Source organism: Maribacter polysiphoniae (assembly GCF_003148665.1).
Classification (GTDB): domain Bacteria; phylum Bacteroidota; class Bacteroidia; order Flavobacteriales; family Flavobacteriaceae; genus Maribacter_A; species Maribacter_A polysiphoniae.
The window spans coordinates 930,637-946,077 of the sequence record NZ_QGGQ01000001.1; the positions used below are offsets into that span (position 1 = coordinate 930,637).

13 protein-coding genes are annotated in these 15,441 nt (G+C 40.7%); all 13 read left to right on the forward strand.

Annotated elements, in window-relative coordinates; translation table 11 throughout:
- The first annotated feature begins 15 nt into the window (after window positions 1-15).
- The 13 genes from LX92_RS03865 to LX92_RS03925 all read left to right on the forward strand — a co-directional run bounded on the left by LX92_RS03865 (window position 16) and on the right by LX92_RS03925 (window position 15,429).
- A complete protein-coding gene (locus LX92_RS03865) occupies window positions 16-1,368 on the forward strand; it encodes a TolC family protein (RefSeq protein ID WP_109649068.1) in 1,353 nt (450 codons plus the stop codon).
- A 4-nt stretch (window positions 1,369-1,372) separates the two neighbouring features.
- Entirely contained in the window at window positions 1,373-1,555 is a 183-nt protein-coding gene (locus tag LX92_RS03870) for a CPXCG motif-containing cysteine-rich protein (RefSeq protein ID WP_109648934.1), read from the forward strand.
- Window positions 1,556-1,716: 161 nt separating this feature from the next.
- Window positions 1,717-2,745: a formylglycine-generating enzyme family protein gene (locus tag LX92_RS03875; RefSeq protein ID WP_109648935.1), complete on the forward strand. Its 1,029-nt coding sequence runs from the start codon at window positions 1,717-1,719 to the stop codon at window positions 2,743-2,745.
- Between the two features lie 15 nt (window positions 2,746-2,760).
- Window positions 2,761-3,303 (forward strand): YceI family protein, encoded by a 543-nt coding sequence (locus LX92_RS03880; RefSeq protein ID WP_109648936.1) that lies wholly within the window; start codon window positions 2,761-2,763, stop codon window positions 3,301-3,303.
- Between the two features lie 130 nt (window positions 3,304-3,433).
- Window positions 3,434-4,342, forward strand: a complete 909-nt coding sequence (locus tag LX92_RS03885) for an FAD:protein FMN transferase (protein WP_109648937.1) — start codon at window positions 3,434-3,436, stop codon at window positions 4,340-4,342.
- A 311-nt stretch (window positions 4,343-4,653) separates the two neighbouring features.
- On the forward strand, window positions 4,654-5,898 hold the full coding sequence (locus tag LX92_RS03890) for a TolB-like translocation protein (protein ID WP_109648938.1): 1,245 nt from the start codon (window positions 4,654-4,656) through the stop codon (window positions 5,896-5,898).
- Between the two features lie 222 nt (window positions 5,899-6,120).
- A complete protein-coding gene (locus LX92_RS03895; protein ID WP_394340339.1) occupies window positions 6,121-7,737 on the forward strand; it encodes a PorP/SprF family type IX secretion system membrane protein in 1,617 nt (538 codons plus the stop codon).
- A 776-nt stretch (window positions 7,738-8,513) separates the two neighbouring features.
- A complete protein-coding gene (locus LX92_RS03900; RefSeq protein WP_109648940.1) occupies window positions 8,514-9,134 on the forward strand; it encodes a response regulator transcription factor in 621 nt (206 codons plus the stop codon).
- A 259-nt stretch (window positions 9,135-9,393) separates the two neighbouring features.
- Window positions 9,394-11,208 carry a prolyl oligopeptidase family serine peptidase gene (locus LX92_RS03905; RefSeq protein ID WP_109648941.1) on the forward strand — a complete coding sequence of 605 codons (1,815 nt, stop codon included), beginning with the start codon at window positions 9,394-9,396 and terminating at the stop codon, window positions 11,206-11,208.
- Window positions 11,209-11,312: 104 nt separating this feature from the next.
- Window positions 11,313-12,149 (forward strand): 5-dehydro-4-deoxy-D-glucuronate isomerase, encoded by an 837-nt coding sequence (gene kduI, locus LX92_RS03910; RefSeq protein WP_109648942.1) that lies wholly within the window; start codon window positions 11,313-11,315, stop codon window positions 12,147-12,149.
- A 9-nt stretch (window positions 12,150-12,158) separates the two neighbouring features.
- Window positions 12,159-12,944: a gluconate 5-dehydrogenase gene (locus tag LX92_RS03915; protein ID WP_109648943.1), complete on the forward strand. Its 786-nt coding sequence runs from the start codon at window positions 12,159-12,161 to the stop codon at window positions 12,942-12,944.
- Between the two features lie 13 nt (window positions 12,945-12,957).
- Window positions 12,958-14,364, forward strand: a complete 1,407-nt coding sequence (gene uxaC / locus LX92_RS03920; protein WP_109648944.1) for a glucuronate isomerase — start codon at window positions 12,958-12,960, stop codon at window positions 14,362-14,364.
- Between the two features lie 24 nt (window positions 14,365-14,388).
- Entirely contained in the window at window positions 14,389-15,429 is a 1,041-nt protein-coding gene (locus LX92_RS03925; RefSeq protein WP_109648945.1) for a sugar kinase, read from the forward strand.
- Window positions 15,430-15,441: the final 12 nt, after the last annotated feature.

Sequence of the window (15,441 nt, forward strand, 5' to 3'; positions counted from 1 at the left end):
CAGAGGTCGAATACAATGAGGAATAAAACTGCTTTTTTAATAGTGGTCCTTGGTCTCCTGGGAGTATGTACCCAGGCACAGGAAAAAACGTTGACCAAGGAAGAGGCCATAGCACTTGCCTTGGAGAACAATTACGGTATTAATGTAGCCAAAAACCAGGTTGAGGTTGCAGGGAATAATAAAGGTATATTGAATTCCGGTTATTTGCCAACACTTACGGGTACCGCCGGGGCCAGTTATAGCCGGGACGATTCCGTTATTGAGTTTCCCGGGCAATTCAATGAGGATGCAAGTCCTAGGGAAGATGTTGAATTGGAGAAGGCAGAGGCCCAAGCATATTCTTCAGCCCTTACGGCCAGGTATACATTGTTCGATGGAATGGGAAGATTCTACAATTATAAAAAATTGAAAGAGCAATATCAGTTGAGTGAATTGCAGGCCAGGGAAACCATTGAAAATACAATAGTACAATTGTTCAGTGTTTACTATGAAATCGCGAGGCTTACCGAAAATGAATATGTATTGGGAAAAACACTGGATATATCCAAGGATCGATATAAGAGGGCGCAATATGCCTTCGAATATGGTCAGAGTACCAAATTGGATGTTCTTAATGCACAAGTGGATATTACCAATGATAGTATAAATGTATTGAATACACGTCAAGAATTGTCAAATGCTAAACGGGATCTTAACGTACTCTTGAGCCAAGATCTTAATATGCTTTATACTGTTGATACCTTGGTTACTTTTATACCGAAGATCAAACTGGAAGCGTTTGTTGAACAGGCAAAAATCAATAACGTCTCTGTATTGCAGACCGAAAGGAATCTTGCTATAAATTCTTATGATATTAAAGTTCAGCGTTCGGGCTATCTTCCTACCATTGGTTTAAGTGGGGCTTATGGGTGGAACTTGAGCCAAAGTGCCCAGTCGGCATTTTTTCCGGGGACCAATACCGATAATAACAGTTTTGATTTAGGGGCCAGTCTTACTTGGAACCTGTTCGATGGAGGGGGTACAACGGTACGGGTCAAGAATGCCAAAATAGCCTATGAGAACCAAGAATTACTAAAAAAGCAAATAGAGATCGAAGTTGATAGGGATATAAGGAATGCGATGGCCAATTACGAGAATAAATTAGTGATACATGGCATTCAGGAACAAAATGTAATTACCAACCAAAACAATTTTGAACGGTCCAAGGAACAGTTTCAATTGGGAAGGATTACATCGATAGAATTCAGGCAGGCACAAATAAATTTATTGAATGCCCAGACCAATAAGAATCTTGCCAAATATGATGCTAAATTGGCAGAACTTCAATTGTTGCAGCTAACAGGGCAATTGCTGAATGTAGAACTTTAGATACATGTACGAGCATTTTTTTCAATGTCCTTATTGTTGGGAGGAAATATCCATGTTACTCGATGCTTCCGTGGCCAAACAAACCTATGTGGAGGATTGCGAAGTATGTTGTAATCCGATGGAAATCACGCCTGAATTTCAAAACAATATCCTGATGGCTTTTGAAGCCAATGGTTTGGAACAGTAAAAATTTTTGACGATAAACTTCCGGTGTTTGACCTTCCATTTTGGGGGCCGGGGAATTGAGATTTGTTATTGGGTCATGAATAAATGGCAATTGCTGTAAATAGGTGTCATGTTTGCAGCTTATTGATCATAAATTTTAATATTTTTAGTAAAATTTATGTAATGACCTTTTCAACCACCAAATCCATAACTACGCTTTCTTTCGTATTGTCTTTTGTCTCTATTGCGATCTTGTCTGTATCCTGTAAGCCTTCATTGGCCGCGGTGAAAAAGACAAATGACAAAAGGGTCAATGACGTATATACGGAAACGATTCCACTTACCAGTAAATCCTTTGATATGGTCTTGATTCCGGAAGGGGAATTTCTTATGGGGAGTCCGCCTAATGAGCTGCATAGGAAAGATGATGAAGGTCCCCAAAAGAATGTTTCCTTGGATGCTTTTTGGATGGGTAAATACGAGGTGACATGGAGTGTTTTTGAACTTTTCTTTAAACAGAATCAGCAGCTTTTTGAAAATTTAGGGGCAGATAAACGCGATGCCATAGATGCCATAACGAGACCTAGTCCCCCTTATGAAGATCCTTCTTACGGTATGGGCAAGGATGATTTTCCTGCCGTCAGTATGTCGACCTACTCCGCTTTGGTGTTTTGTAAATGGCTTAGCGAAATAACAGGACGGTTCTATAGATTGCCCACAGAGGCCGAATGGGAATATGCCGCTCGGGCGGGATCGGAAACCATATACGGATTTGGGGATGCTATCGAGGATCTGGACAAGTATGCGGTTTATTATGGGAATTCGAATGGGAAGTATGCCAAGGTGGGTTCAAAATTACCAAACCAATGGGGATTGTATGATATGCATGGCAATGTTGCTGAATGGACGTTGGACGAATACAAGTCGGATGCCTATGCCGTAACAGGGGAGAAAAATCCCTGGGTGGTGCCAAAAGTGATTCATCCAAGGGTAATCCGGGGTGGTTCATGGGATGATGATGCCGAAAGTTTACGTTCTGCCTCACGAAGGGCCTCCAGTGTAAAATTACAGAAACGTGATCCACAAATACCAAAAAGCTTTTGGTGGTTTACCGATTCTAATTTTGTTGGGATGCGGTTAGTGAGTCCCAAAGAAGCGCCCACTCCTGAAGAGCAAAAGAAATTCTGGCAAATGGTCCTTGATGAGGGATGATAAAAAGTTGTTTATATGAGAAATACGATACTTTTATTCTTGGTGTTTATGCAATCCCTGGTGGCAGTGGCCCAGGAGAACTATACCCTTACCGATAAGGGGGGCATAACGGTTGATGGTTCCTCGACCTTACACGATTGGACGGTTACGGCTAATGCCTATAGTGGAGCATTAGCACTAAATGACAAGGTCTTCACTTCGATTTCCTTAGAGGTTGATGTTATCTCGATTTTGAGTACAAGGGGGGCGACCATGGACAAAAAGACACATAATGCCTTAAAATTTGAAGCGTTTCCCAAAATCAAGTTTGAAGCTAAGGATGTCGCTTTTTCCGAAGGGGATGGTCAAGCCATTCCAGGTACGTTGCATATTGCCGGTGTTGGGAAAGAAGTGGTGATTCAAACGAGGATACAAACGCTGGAAGGCGGTATTCAAATAAGCGGTTCGTATACCATTACCCTTCAGGATTTTAATATAGAACCACCTACGGCCATGTTTGGTTCTATAGTTGTTGGCGATGACGTAACCGTAAATTTCGATTTGGTCTTTGCGAAATAACCGTAACCCATTCCATCGAACATACGTTTGCCGGGAATTTACTTTCGCAAGGCTTTTAGGGTGTTCCTTATTGTTCCTCGGACATCTATCCGTTTGGTCCCAAAGTAGATTTGAATATACCCATCAACAGATGGGTACCCAGATTAGATTGGTGCTGTATGACTCCGATAAGGAAAAAGCGGATTCAGTATCCGTATTGGCCTTTCAAAGAATAGATGAACTGAATACTATTTTGAGTGATTATCTCGTAAATAGTGAGCTCAACCTGCTTTGTGTTAAAAAACCCGGAACCTATGAAGTAAGTGATGATCTGTATAGGGTCCTAAAAAAGGCAGATAGTGTTTCTAAGCTCACCGAAGGTGCTTTTGATGTTACTGCAGGGCCATTGATCGGGCTTTGGAGAAAGGCTAGAATGACCAAAAAGATGCCTGGGCAAACCGAACTGTCCATAGCAAGGGAAAGGGTTGGTTATAATTTATTGCAGTTAACGGCACCCAACAAGGTTCGGCTTAACGTGGAAGGAATGCGATTGGATCTTGGTGGGATAGGAAAGGGTTTCGCTGCGGATGAGGTTATTGGAATTTTGGAAATGAACGGTATTTTTTCCGGTTTGATAGATATGGGTGGTGATATACGGGTAAGTGGCCCTCCGCCGGAAAGGGAGTATTGGATTTTGGGATTCTCTTATTTTGACCGACAAGGAAAGGAGTGTTTTCAGAAAATAAAATTGAAGGATGGGGCAGTGGCTACCTCTGGCAGCCTGTATCAATTTGTTGAAATAAACGGTATAAAGTTTTCGCATATCATCAATCCGAAATCAGGTCTGGCATTGAAGGATGGTATTCAGGTGACCACCATATCAAGATATGCTGCCGAGGCCGATGCTTTCGCATCAGCCTTCAGTGTCATAGGCCTTGATCCAAGCATCCTTAGGGATGCCGATTATCAGCATTTGGAAGTTTTTATGACGAATCAATCCACAACGGGTTACGAGCAATGGGAAAGCTCTGGATTCAAACAGTTTTTAATGCCTGAATGATAAAAAAAGATAAAATTACCTTCCTCAAGAATCAATAGTAGTAGGGGAAATGGTATTGGGAATGTAATATTATTCGGGATTTTAGCCGTGTAGGGTGTCTTAAAAATCACGAAGCTGCCCAGCCGTGTAATTTGTAAAATACGCTGGCATTACTTCTTAACAGGCAAAAATATTTGTCAAAACAGTCAAAAAATACGTTCAACGAACCAAATTAATAGCAAAAAGTATTAAAACCTATGAATTTTTGCTAGTACAAAGTCTGGAACAATTAGTGAACTTTGACACCATAAGAACCCAATATCTTATTTATCATGAAAAATACTATAACCTATAACGTGGCCCTTGGCCTTATTATTACATTTTTCTGTTCTTCTTTAAACGCACAAAGCGTGAATAGTTCCAATACATCCGTTTCCGATGTTTACAAAGCAAACCAACGTGTAAGTCAATACATGGAGTTAAGAAAACTAGGGTACGAGGAAAAGGCGATATTTGAAGATCTAGGGAATGCCAATTTTCTTGCTGGAAATTATGACAATGCTGTTTTCTGGTATGATAAGTTGAAGGAAGTCAGTGATACTGATATGTTGAGCAATGGTTTCCAAAAGAGATATCAATATGCCTTGGGGAAAACATCAACAGGCCAGGTAGCGACTCCAATGAAAAAGGAAGATTGGTTAGCGAGTATTAAGGAAGATTACGAATTGGATACACCAAAGCGTGAATTGGCGAAGTACCGACCCTTGGATACCCGATTATCGCAGCAGGAAGTTTTGGAGCAAGAGTTGTTATTGGCTAATAATGCTGCTTCGAATAATGGAATGACCAACGGTAAAAATACCTTTACTGCCCCAATAACCGTTACAGCGGATGGAAAAACGGCATTTTTCAGTAAGGCGGTGTATGTTAAGCCTGAAGTTGGTCTTTTTTCTAAAAAAGAGCTGGTGTATAAAATATATAAGGCCAATAAAGTACATGGCAAATGGCAGAATATAAAGGAATTGGCCTTATGCCCAAAATACTATTCAGCCCTTCATCCTGCCGTTTCCTATGATGGTAAACGATTGTTCTTCACTTCAGACATGCCTGGTACTTATGGTAAATACGATATTTATGTATCGAACATCCGTAAGGATGGAACATTGGATGTCGCCAAGAACCTTGGACAAAAGGTGAACACCAAGAAAAATGAGATGTATCCAAAGATTGTTGGAGCCAACACCCTGTTTTTTGCATCTGATGGGCGAAAAGGTCTTGGCGGACTGGATGTGTATATGGCGGAAGTCAATAGTTCTAATGTCGGCCTGGCCATTAATTTAGGGGATACCCTGAACAGTCGGGAAGATGATTACTCGATTCGTTTCTTGCCCGAACAAGGGATGGCCTACGTTGTTTCCAGTAGGGGTAAGGATGAAGGAGACCTACATCAAGTAGCATTCTCGTACCATCAACCGAGTACCAACATTCCAGAAGAAAAAACAGCCTATACCCTTTTGGAGGCTATAAACAGTGACTCAAAAACGGATTACAGTACCTCTGTATTTGAAGATGAATAAGTGGTTGAATGTCGATTCAAACCGTAGGACTCCATATAATTTAAAAGCATTTTAAGTTCGCTCCAATGGATTTCTTTAAGCAACATACTGTATTGGTTTTCAAAGAGGGATGAATCGAACATCGCTTTAATGGGGCGCCTTAGTCTAATTTAAAATTTCGTCGTGATGGATTACAACATAACAATTATATATAGATCGAGATTATTGATAGTAATTTACATGATGCTTTGTGTATTTACATCATTCGCACAGGAAACGGCTTCGGGCCTAAGTTCTCGTAGCGCGTATCACAATCAATTGTTCTTCAATCGGTTTTTGATCAATCCGACTTTCTCCTTGGTAAGGGAAAATAAATCGTACCTGAATATCCTGCACAGAAACCAGTATGCTACTTTCGAGGACAATAGTCAAAACTATTTTTTGGGTTTCAGCAATAAATTGAACGAGAATACAGCCGTAGGAATCGGCGTATACAGTCAATGGGAGGGGGTTGTCCAAGAATTCGGTTTTAATGCGAACTATGCAAGGGCTGTACAGTTGGGAGAGAAAAGTAGACTGACTTTCGGAACCAATGTTTCGTATTACAACGAAGGATTGGATAAAAACAGGGTCATAACCAATGAGAATGATCCTGAGGTTCTAGAAGCAAGCAAACAAAGTAAGATTGCGATACAGCCCGGTGTTACCTTGTCGGTAGGAAGCTTTGATTTTGGATTGTATGCCGAGGATTTGTTCAAATTCAATCAAACCACGAACGAGTTTTTAACGCAGCTCGACGATAAGAGTATAAAGGCTTCCCTACAGTACACCCATTCTTTTGGGGCCAATATGGGAATGTTTAAAAATGCGAGATTAATGCCGTTGCTCCAAGTTGGTAGAAATGATGATAATACCTTGTCCTATATGGGCTCAGTGCTCTTGGATATGCCAAAGTACGGTTGGTTGCAAACTACTTTGGACGATACCTATGGCTTATCAATGGGTCTTGGTTTTAATATTAGCAATAAAATGTCCATCGGCTATTTAATGGAAAAGAACATTAAGCAGGAGGATGCCGATCTTGGGTTTAACCATGAGTTGTCATTGGCTTATACCTTTAAGGATTCACAGAATCTTAAAAATGCCTTTACCGACAATTCCGAGGATGAAAAGATTGATCGTATTGTTCGGAATTATGAAGAACAGATCTTGGCGTTAATGGAGGAAAAGAAAAATAAGAGCAAGGTTGAGCCTAAAGCCGAGCCTATTGAGGAAATACTAACCGATAAAAATGATCTAGCCTATCAAAACCGTCTTATCCTGGATGAGCTTATTTTGAGACAGGATTCATTGGAACGGGCACGGAACAATGAATTTGAAAAACGATTTGAGTCCATTGTCCGAGTGTTGCGTAATGACCTTAAGAAGAATATAAAGTCCAATTTACAGGAATTCACCAATGGCAGTAGAACGGTATTGGTCACCAACGATAGGCAGCCCGTAGAATCTAAGGATCTGAATGAATTGGAACATAAGGATTATGTTAAGTTACCGATTAAGGTTTTGGGCCAGTCAGATATGATAGGAGTGGAATCCGGTTATTATGTCATTGTCAATGTATATAAGAACAAAAGGTATTTAAATGCCTTTGTGGATAATCTGAAGCATCAAGGATTGAATGCCAAACACTTCTTTAATAAATCAAACGGACTGTATTATGTTTATTTGGCTGATTATGATATTAAGAAAGATGCCGAAACCGCTATAGTTTCCAATCTAGAGGGTGAATATAGGGATGAAAAATGGATCATGCAGGTTCAAAATTCTTCCGCAACGGCTGCAAATTTATACAATGATTAATTGAAAAAATGGGTCAAAATTGTGGGGACGTATCTAAACCTCAGCGGATTTACGCCACACAAGAAAGTTGAAAATGAAACATAATATTTAAAAATTTCTGATTGGGTTGATAAAAGGAGGGGTATCCGGGGGGATAGTATTTACCCCCTCCTTTTCATTTGTAATAAGATGAAAACCTAAAGTAAGCTATCCCAAAAGTTGGATCTGTAACATTACCCATGGCCTTCACGGGCTCTTCTTAAATGGTTTGTATTATGTAGTTGAACGATGTTTTTCGAATGTGGACTTAAAATTCCGTGCATTTGAACGAAAACACCTATGTTAAATTGAAGTGTATTTCAATTTTATATATCATTGTATCATAATATCAACCAATATTAACCTCCAAATCCCCCCCAAGAAATGGAACCAGACCCAAACCTACAGTACTACAAAAAAAGCAAGCACATTGATGTGTTGAATGTTGAAACCCTTAAGGAATGGGATCCGTATCGGATTTTTCGATCCAAAGGATTTTCAGGGCTGAGTTAAGGCTTCTGTCAAGGCATTTAATAGGTCATTTTGCATGGGGGAACCCATCTAAGTTCCCTGCTTATAAACCCTAGTAACAATTTCTATTTGTTGAGTTTTTTACCTGTTATATATCATAATGGGAAAGAGGCTATAGGTCTTATTATTTGATTTTTTAAGTGTCTGATTGGCGGCAAACTTGCCCTGTCCGTTCGTGGAATAATTCCAAAAAAATAGAAATATATGTAACATAAATACGCTGAGGTATGAAATCAACAATTTTAAAAATTATCATTGTAGATAATGATCAGGAGCTTTATGAAGGATACCGATTCTTCTTTGAAACTTATAGGGATTACGGACTTGAAGGACTGTTTCCTTCGATTAAGGAAGCGCTGTTGGACTATGAAAATATAATGCCCGACATCGTGATTTTAGAAACAAATTTATGGAAAGAGGATGGGATTGAGTCTATACATAAGTTTCGCAAAAAGGATCCCAATGTAAAAGTCATTATGATTAATGAACGTTCTGATTTTGAGCGTGTAAAAAAAGCATTTAAGAATGGTGCTAATGGCTATTTGACCAAGCCGTTGACAAAAAATCGATTGCACAATGCCCTGAACTCAATAAAGTATGAAGGGGCTGCCATGAGTAATGATATCGTGCAAAAGATAATATCGAATTTAAACGGGAAATCATATCAATCCTTCTCCAAAAGGGAGAACCAGATTATTGATTATCTGTGTAAGGGGGCGACCTATAAGGTCATTGCCGAAAAATTATTCGTGACCACCAGCACCATAAACTTTCACATACAGAACATATATTTAAAACTTAATGTGAATTCAAAATCAGAAGCCTTGGTTAAACTAAGGCAGTTGTAGTCGTATTGTGCTATTCGGGGTTTTCCCAGTTGTGATTTCCAAATCGTGGTAAATGGCTTGGCAAGTGTATTTTACGGTTTGGAAGGTTCCGGTATTTCATGATTTATCGAAAATAGGGAAATCCGGCTTCCCCGAATGTGTTATATTTAATGATTGGTACAATCAAATCGGATTGTGGTTTCCCAAGATTCTAGACGCTTTTTAGGGGCGATTTGTGGGTGACCACAGCGTACATTGAATCATTGCAATAACACAAGGAATGACAACATATAGGGAATTTGCAATGAAGATGGTTGTATGGTCTTTTATTCTGGCCATACCCTACGTCGTAAGGGCGCAAAATACAGTACTCCAGCTATGGGGTAAGGGTGTTCCAGGTGCGATAACCAATAAGGCTTATGTCCAAGGCACCCAATGGGATGCATTGGGGAATATTAGGGGTTATAGCAAGGTATCCCAACCTGATCTTACGTTATTTCTTGCTGACAGTACGATCGGTAATGGTACTTCGGTGGTCATATGTCCGGGAGGCGGGTATTCCCATTTGGCAATCAACAAAGAAGGTTACAAAGTAGCCAAATGGCTGAATACCTTGGGTATATCGGCCTTTGTCTTAAAATACCGCATGCCCAGTGATAAGATAATGATGGATAAGGCCATTGGTCCCTTGCAGGATGCACAGGAAGCAATACGTATAGTGCGTAGAAATGCCAAAAAGTGGAAGGTGGATCCGGATAAGATCGGTATTATGGGCTTTTCGGCAGGAGGCCACTTGGCGGCTACTTTGAGTACACATTATAATTGGCTTACATACCCTCCAATAGACAATGTTAGTGCGAAGCCTGATTTTTCTATTTTGATCTACCCTGTGGTCTCCATGCAAGACGGGGTAACCCATCAAGGTTCCAAAAAAAACCTATTGGGTAAAAATCCATCCAAGTCCCTAATTGAAGCCTTTTCCAATGCGAATCAAGTAGACTCCGATACGCCGCCGGCATTTTTGGTGCATGCTACCGATGACACAGCGGTACCTGTCATGAACAGCCTGGAGTATTATTTAGCCTTAAAGAAATGGGACGTTCCTGTTGAAATGCATTTATACGAAAGGGGTGGACATGGTTTTGGTCTCGGAATTTCAGGAACCAATGCGAACTGGCCGCAAGACTTGAAGCAATGGTTTCAGGCGAACAATTATGTGAAAAACGATTCAGTGTACTTGTTCTCCTATTTCAAGGATAATGGGGAAGACGGACTTCATCTAGCCTATAGTGAGGATGGTTATACCTGGGAGTCGCTAAAGAATGATACTTCATTTTTGACCCCAAGGGTGGGTAAGGATAGTTTAATGAGGGATCCCTGTATAATACAGGGGGGTGATGGTTTGTACCATATGGTTTGGACGGTTAGTTGGACGGACAAAGGTATTGGGTATGCATCATCGAAAGATTTGATTCATTGGTCGGAACAAAGGTATTTGCCGGTAATGGACCATGAAAAGGGAACAAGGAATACCTGGGCCCCGGAAATAACATATGATCGGGTTGCCGAACAATATATGATCTATTGGGCAAGTACCATTACGGATAAGTTTCCGGAAACAAGAAGTGTCAAGGAAAATGGGTATAACCATCGAATGTATTATACCCTTACGAAGGACTTTAAGACTTTTACGGATATGGAATTGTTATTTGATCCAGGATTTAATGTAATCGATGCGACCATTAAAAAAGTGGATGATGGGTACTTGATGTTTTTGAAGGACGAAACTGTTGTTCCGGAGCAAAAAAATATCAAAATGGCGTATAGTGAAACCCTCAATGGGCCATATTCCACACTTGGTTTGCCTATCACCGGGGATTATTGGGCCGAAGGACCCACAAGCCTGAAGGTCGATGGAAAGTGGATCGTGTATTTTGACAAGTACGTGGATAAGGAATATGGGGCAGTCCAATCAACCGATTTAAAAAAATGGGAAGACATTTCCGGTCAAATCAATTTTCCCAAAGGGGCTAGGCATGGAACTGTTTTTAAAGTGCCAAGGGGCTTATTGTCACAATTGAAGACAATAAAGTGATATCCTTAAAGAAAACACCCAAAAAAAAGAAATAGCACCATTTTTATTGGCAATTATTAGAAATCCATTATCTTCGCGTAATCGATTACGCAAAAGTTAAAAAGATGACAAAACACGAACTTAGGTATGCGGCTAATCCTGTTGATGCCAGAAAATACGGGACAGAGGAACTACGTAAAGAGTTTTTGGTCGAAGCGGTGTTTGTCCAGGATGAAATACGGTTGACCTATTCGATGTATGATCGTTATATCATAGGTGGGGTAATGCCGGTCAGTAAAGATTTAACCTTGGAAACGATACCATATTTGAAATCGGAAAACTTTTTGGATCGACGGGAATTAGGGATTGTGAATGTCGGAGGAAAAGGAAAAGTAACCGTTGATGGCAAGGAATATGAACTCAACAAAAAGGAAGCGTTGTATGTTGGGCAAGGATCCAAAGAAGTGGTGTTTTCAAATATCGGGGAAGGGCAACCTTTATTCTATATAAATTCCGCCCCGGCGCACAAAAGTTTTCCTACCAAGAAAGTGGGTGCGGATGAGGCTGAGGTTGTTCAGCTGGGGGATGAAAAATACGCCAATAAGCGAGTGCTTAACAAGCTGATCGTAAATAGCATAGTCGAGACCTGCCAATTGCAAATGGGCCTAACGGAACTTTTGCAGGGCAATGTATGGAATACCATGCCGGCACATACACATAGTAGACGAATGGAGGCCTATTTCTATTTTGATTTGGAAGAGGGGCAGACCATTAGTCACTTTATGGGTGAACCACAACATACCAGACATATTTTTATGGAGAATAACCAAGCGGTCTTATCGCCCGAATGGTCAATCCACTCTGGATCGGGTACCAGTAGCTATTCCTTTATTTGGGGAATGGCCGGCGAAAACCTTGATTATGGTGATATGGATGTTTGTGCACCGAACGAACTAAGATAAATTAACAATATGAAAGATTTATTTGATTTAACCGGAAAAAGAGCCTTGGTCACAGGAGCTGTCCATGGCTTGGGAATGGCTATGGCCAAAGGATTGGGTAAGGCAGGGGCTGAATTGATTGTGAACAATCATACCCCGGAAACGCTTGAAACTGCGAAGAAGGAATATGAAAAAGAAGGACTTAAGGTCCATACTTATGTGTTTGATGTTACGGATGATAAAGAAGTGGAAAAACATATAGATTTGATTGAGAAGGAAGTGGGGCCCATTGATATTTTGATCAATAATGCCGGTATTATAAAGAGGGTTCCCATGCAGGATATGGAAACTAAGGATTTCGAGGCGGTTATTGATGTGAATTTGGTAGGGCCCTTCATAGTCTCAAAATATGTGGGTAGAAAGATGATCACCCGACGAGCAGGTAAGATCATCAACATCAATTCAATGATGAGTGAATTGGGAAGGGACACTGTTTCGGCCTATGCGGCGTCCAAAGGCGGATTGAAAATGTTGACCAAGAATATGGCAACCGAATGGGCCAAATATAACATTCAAACCAATGGGATCGGGCCAGGGTATTTTGCTACGGCCCAAACAGCACCTATACGGGTTAATGGACACCCATTTAATGATTTTATCATCAGTAGAACCCCTGCGGCCCGTTGGGGAGACCCTGAGGATTTGGTGGGTACGGCAGTATTTTTGGCATCAAAGGCGAGTGATTTCGTTAATGGTCAGATTATTTATGTGGATGGTGGTATCTTGGCTACCATTGGTAAACCAGCTAACGAATAGTAAAGAAACATTTATGGCAGCAAGCAACCCTTTTATACATGATGATTTTCTGTTGGAAAATAAATTCGCAAAGGAATTGTATCATACCTATGCAAAGAATCAGCCCATAATCGATTACCACAATCATTTACCGCCCCAAGAGATAGCCGAGGATAAGATCTTCGGGGATATTACAAAGGTGTGGATCAATGGTGACCATTACAAATGGCGGGCCATGCGTACTTTGGGTATCGATGAGAAATTCATTACCGGTGATGGATCCGATAAGGAGAAGTTTATGCACTGGGCCAAAACAGTACCTTATACCATGCGTAACCCTTTATATCATTGGACGCATTTGGAATTGGCCCGATATTTTGATATCTACGACTTGTTAAATGAAAGTTCGGCGGAAAGGATATATTTGGATACTGCCGAAAAATTGAACACACCGGCATATAGTTGCCAGAACTTGCTTAGAAAGGCGAATGTTGAGGTCGTTTGTACTACGGAAGATCCATTGGATAATTTGGAGCATCACCAGACATTGGCGAAAAGCAATATCGATATTAAGGTAAGTACGGCCTTTAGGCCGGATAAGGCCATCCTGGTCGATGCGGAAGGTTATAATGACTACGTAGATGCCTTGGCTAAAGTCGCTGATCTGGAGATAAATACTTTTGGCGATTTATGTGATGCGCTTAAAAGTAGAATAGCCTATTTTGATAAGAATGGATGTAAGCTTTGTGACCATGGTTTGGATCGGATTCATTTCGAGAACTTTACGGATTCAGAAATAGAAGTTATTTTTAAAAGAAAAAGAAGCGGTGAAGTGATCTCTGATGAAGAAGCCTCAAAGTTTCAAGGAGCAGTTCTATTGTTCCTCTCAGAGACCTATCATGAATATGGTTGGGTACAACAATTCCATTTAGGGGCTTTAAGGAATAACAATGCCCGTATGCATCAAATTCTTGGTCCGGATACGGGATGGGATTCAATAGGGGATTATCCCCAGGCCGAAAAACTATCCGCCTTCTTGAATACATTGGATAGTAAGGATAAATTGGTGAAGACCATTATTTACAACCTGAATCCAGCCGATAATGAGGTTATGGCCAGTATGATCGGTAATTTTAACGATGGTAGTGTAAAAGGGAAAGTGCAGTTTGGATCGGGTTGGTGGTTCTTGGATCAAAAAGACGGAATGACCAAGCAGATGAATGCGCTTTCAAATATGGGGCTTATAAGTTGTTTTATCGGAATGTTGACCGATTCGAGAAGTTTCCTATCCTTTCCGAGACATGAATACTTTAGGCGTGTACTTTGCAACCTTTTCGGGAGTGAAATACAACGTGGTGAATTGCCAAATGATGTTGAATGGATTGGGAAACTGGTACAGGATATCTCATATAACAATGCCAAGGAATATTTTAATTTTTAAAGAACAATAAACCAATCAAAAAAAATGAAAAAAGTAGTTACATTCGGTGAGATCATGCTCAGATTATCCCCTCCTGGATTTTTAAGGTTTTCGCAAGCCAATAGTTTTGATGTTGTATACGGGGGCGGAGAGTCAAACGTTGCTGTATCCTTGGCGAATTACGGAGTACCGGTCGATTTTGTAACCCGTTTGCCTAAGAATGATATTGGGGAATGTGCCCTTATGGAAATGAGGAAAAGAGGGGTGAACACCCAGAACATTGTTTTTGGAGGTGACCGTTTAGGGATTTATTTCTTAGAGACCGGTGCGGTGAGTCGTGGCAGTAAGGTGGTTTATGACCGTGCACATTCGGCCATTTGTGAGATCAAACCAGGAATGATCGATTGGAAAAAAGTATTTGATGGTGCCGGTTGGTTTCATTGGACAGGTATAACGCCAGCAATCTCACAAGGTGCGGCCGATGTTTGTCTTGAAGCTGTGAAAGTGGCCAGTGAAATGGGAATCACGATTTCAACCGATTTGAATTATAGGGCCAAATTATGGAACTATGGAGGCGATAGGGAGGCCATCATGACCGAACTTACTTCTTACTGTGATATTATTTTGGGCAATGAGGAAGATGCCGAAAAGCATTTTGGAATTCATCCCGAAGGCTTGGACGTACATAAAGACGGCCATGATGTTAAGGCAGAGGCTTTTCTTTCAGTTTGCGAACAAATGATGAAAAAATTCCCGAAAGCAAAAAAAGTAATCACTACTTTAAGAGGGTCCATATCGGCATCCCATAATACATGGGCCGGTGTTCTCTATGATGGTAAAAAAATGTATGAGACGCGTCAATATCAAATAACCGATATCGTTGACCGTGTTGGTGGTGGCGATTCCTTTATGGGTGGGTTGATTTATGGACTATTGCAGTATCCCGATGATGACCAAAATGCATTGGACTTTGCTGTAGCGGCTTCCTGTTTGAAGCATACCATAAAAGGGGATGCGAATTTGGTGACCGTGGATGAAGTGAAAAAATTAATGGGAGGTGATGCCTCAGGTAGGGTAGCACGTTAATAAAGAATATAA

Coding starts and splice junctions, on each gene's coding strand:
- LX92_RS03880 (WP_109648936.1), top strand. CDS start 2,761: ATGAGAAATACGATACTTTTATTCTTGGTGTTTATGCAATCCCTGGTG.
- LX92_RS03890 (WP_109648938.1), top strand. CDS start 4,654: ATGAAAAATACTATAACCTATAACGTGGCCCTTGGCCTTATTATTACA.
- LX92_RS03915 (WP_109648943.1), top strand. CDS start 12,159: ATGAAAGATTTATTTGATTTAACCGGAAAAAGAGCCTTGGTCACAGGA.
- LX92_RS03865 (WP_109649068.1), top strand. CDS start 16: ATGAGGAATAAAACTGCTTTTTTAATAGTGGTCCTTGGTCTCCTGGGA.
- LX92_RS03900 (WP_109648940.1), top strand. CDS start 8,514: ATGAAATCAACAATTTTAAAAATTATCATTGTAGATAATGATCAGGAG.
- LX92_RS03905 (WP_109648941.1), top strand. CDS start 9,394: ATGACAACATATAGGGAATTTGCAATGAAGATGGTTGTATGGTCTTTT.
- LX92_RS03870 (WP_109648934.1), top strand. CDS start 1,373: ATGTACGAGCATTTTTTTCAATGTCCTTATTGTTGGGAGGAAATATCC.
- LX92_RS03885 (WP_109648937.1), top strand. CDS start 3,434: ATGGGTACCCAGATTAGATTGGTGCTGTATGACTCCGATAAGGAAAAA.
- LX92_RS03895 (WP_394340339.1), top strand. CDS start 6,121: ATGCTTTGTGTATTTACATCATTCGCACAGGAAACGGCTTCGGGCCTA.
- uxaC (WP_109648944.1), top strand. CDS start 12,958: ATGGCAGCAAGCAACCCTTTTATACATGATGATTTTCTGTTGGAAAAT.
- LX92_RS03925 (WP_109648945.1), top strand. CDS start 14,389: ATGAAAAAAGTAGTTACATTCGGTGAGATCATGCTCAGATTATCCCCT.
- LX92_RS03875 (WP_109648935.1), top strand. CDS start 1,717: ATGACCTTTTCAACCACCAAATCCATAACTACGCTTTCTTTCGTATTG.
- kduI (WP_109648942.1), top strand. CDS start 11,313: ATGACAAAACACGAACTTAGGTATGCGGCTAATCCTGTTGATGCCAGA.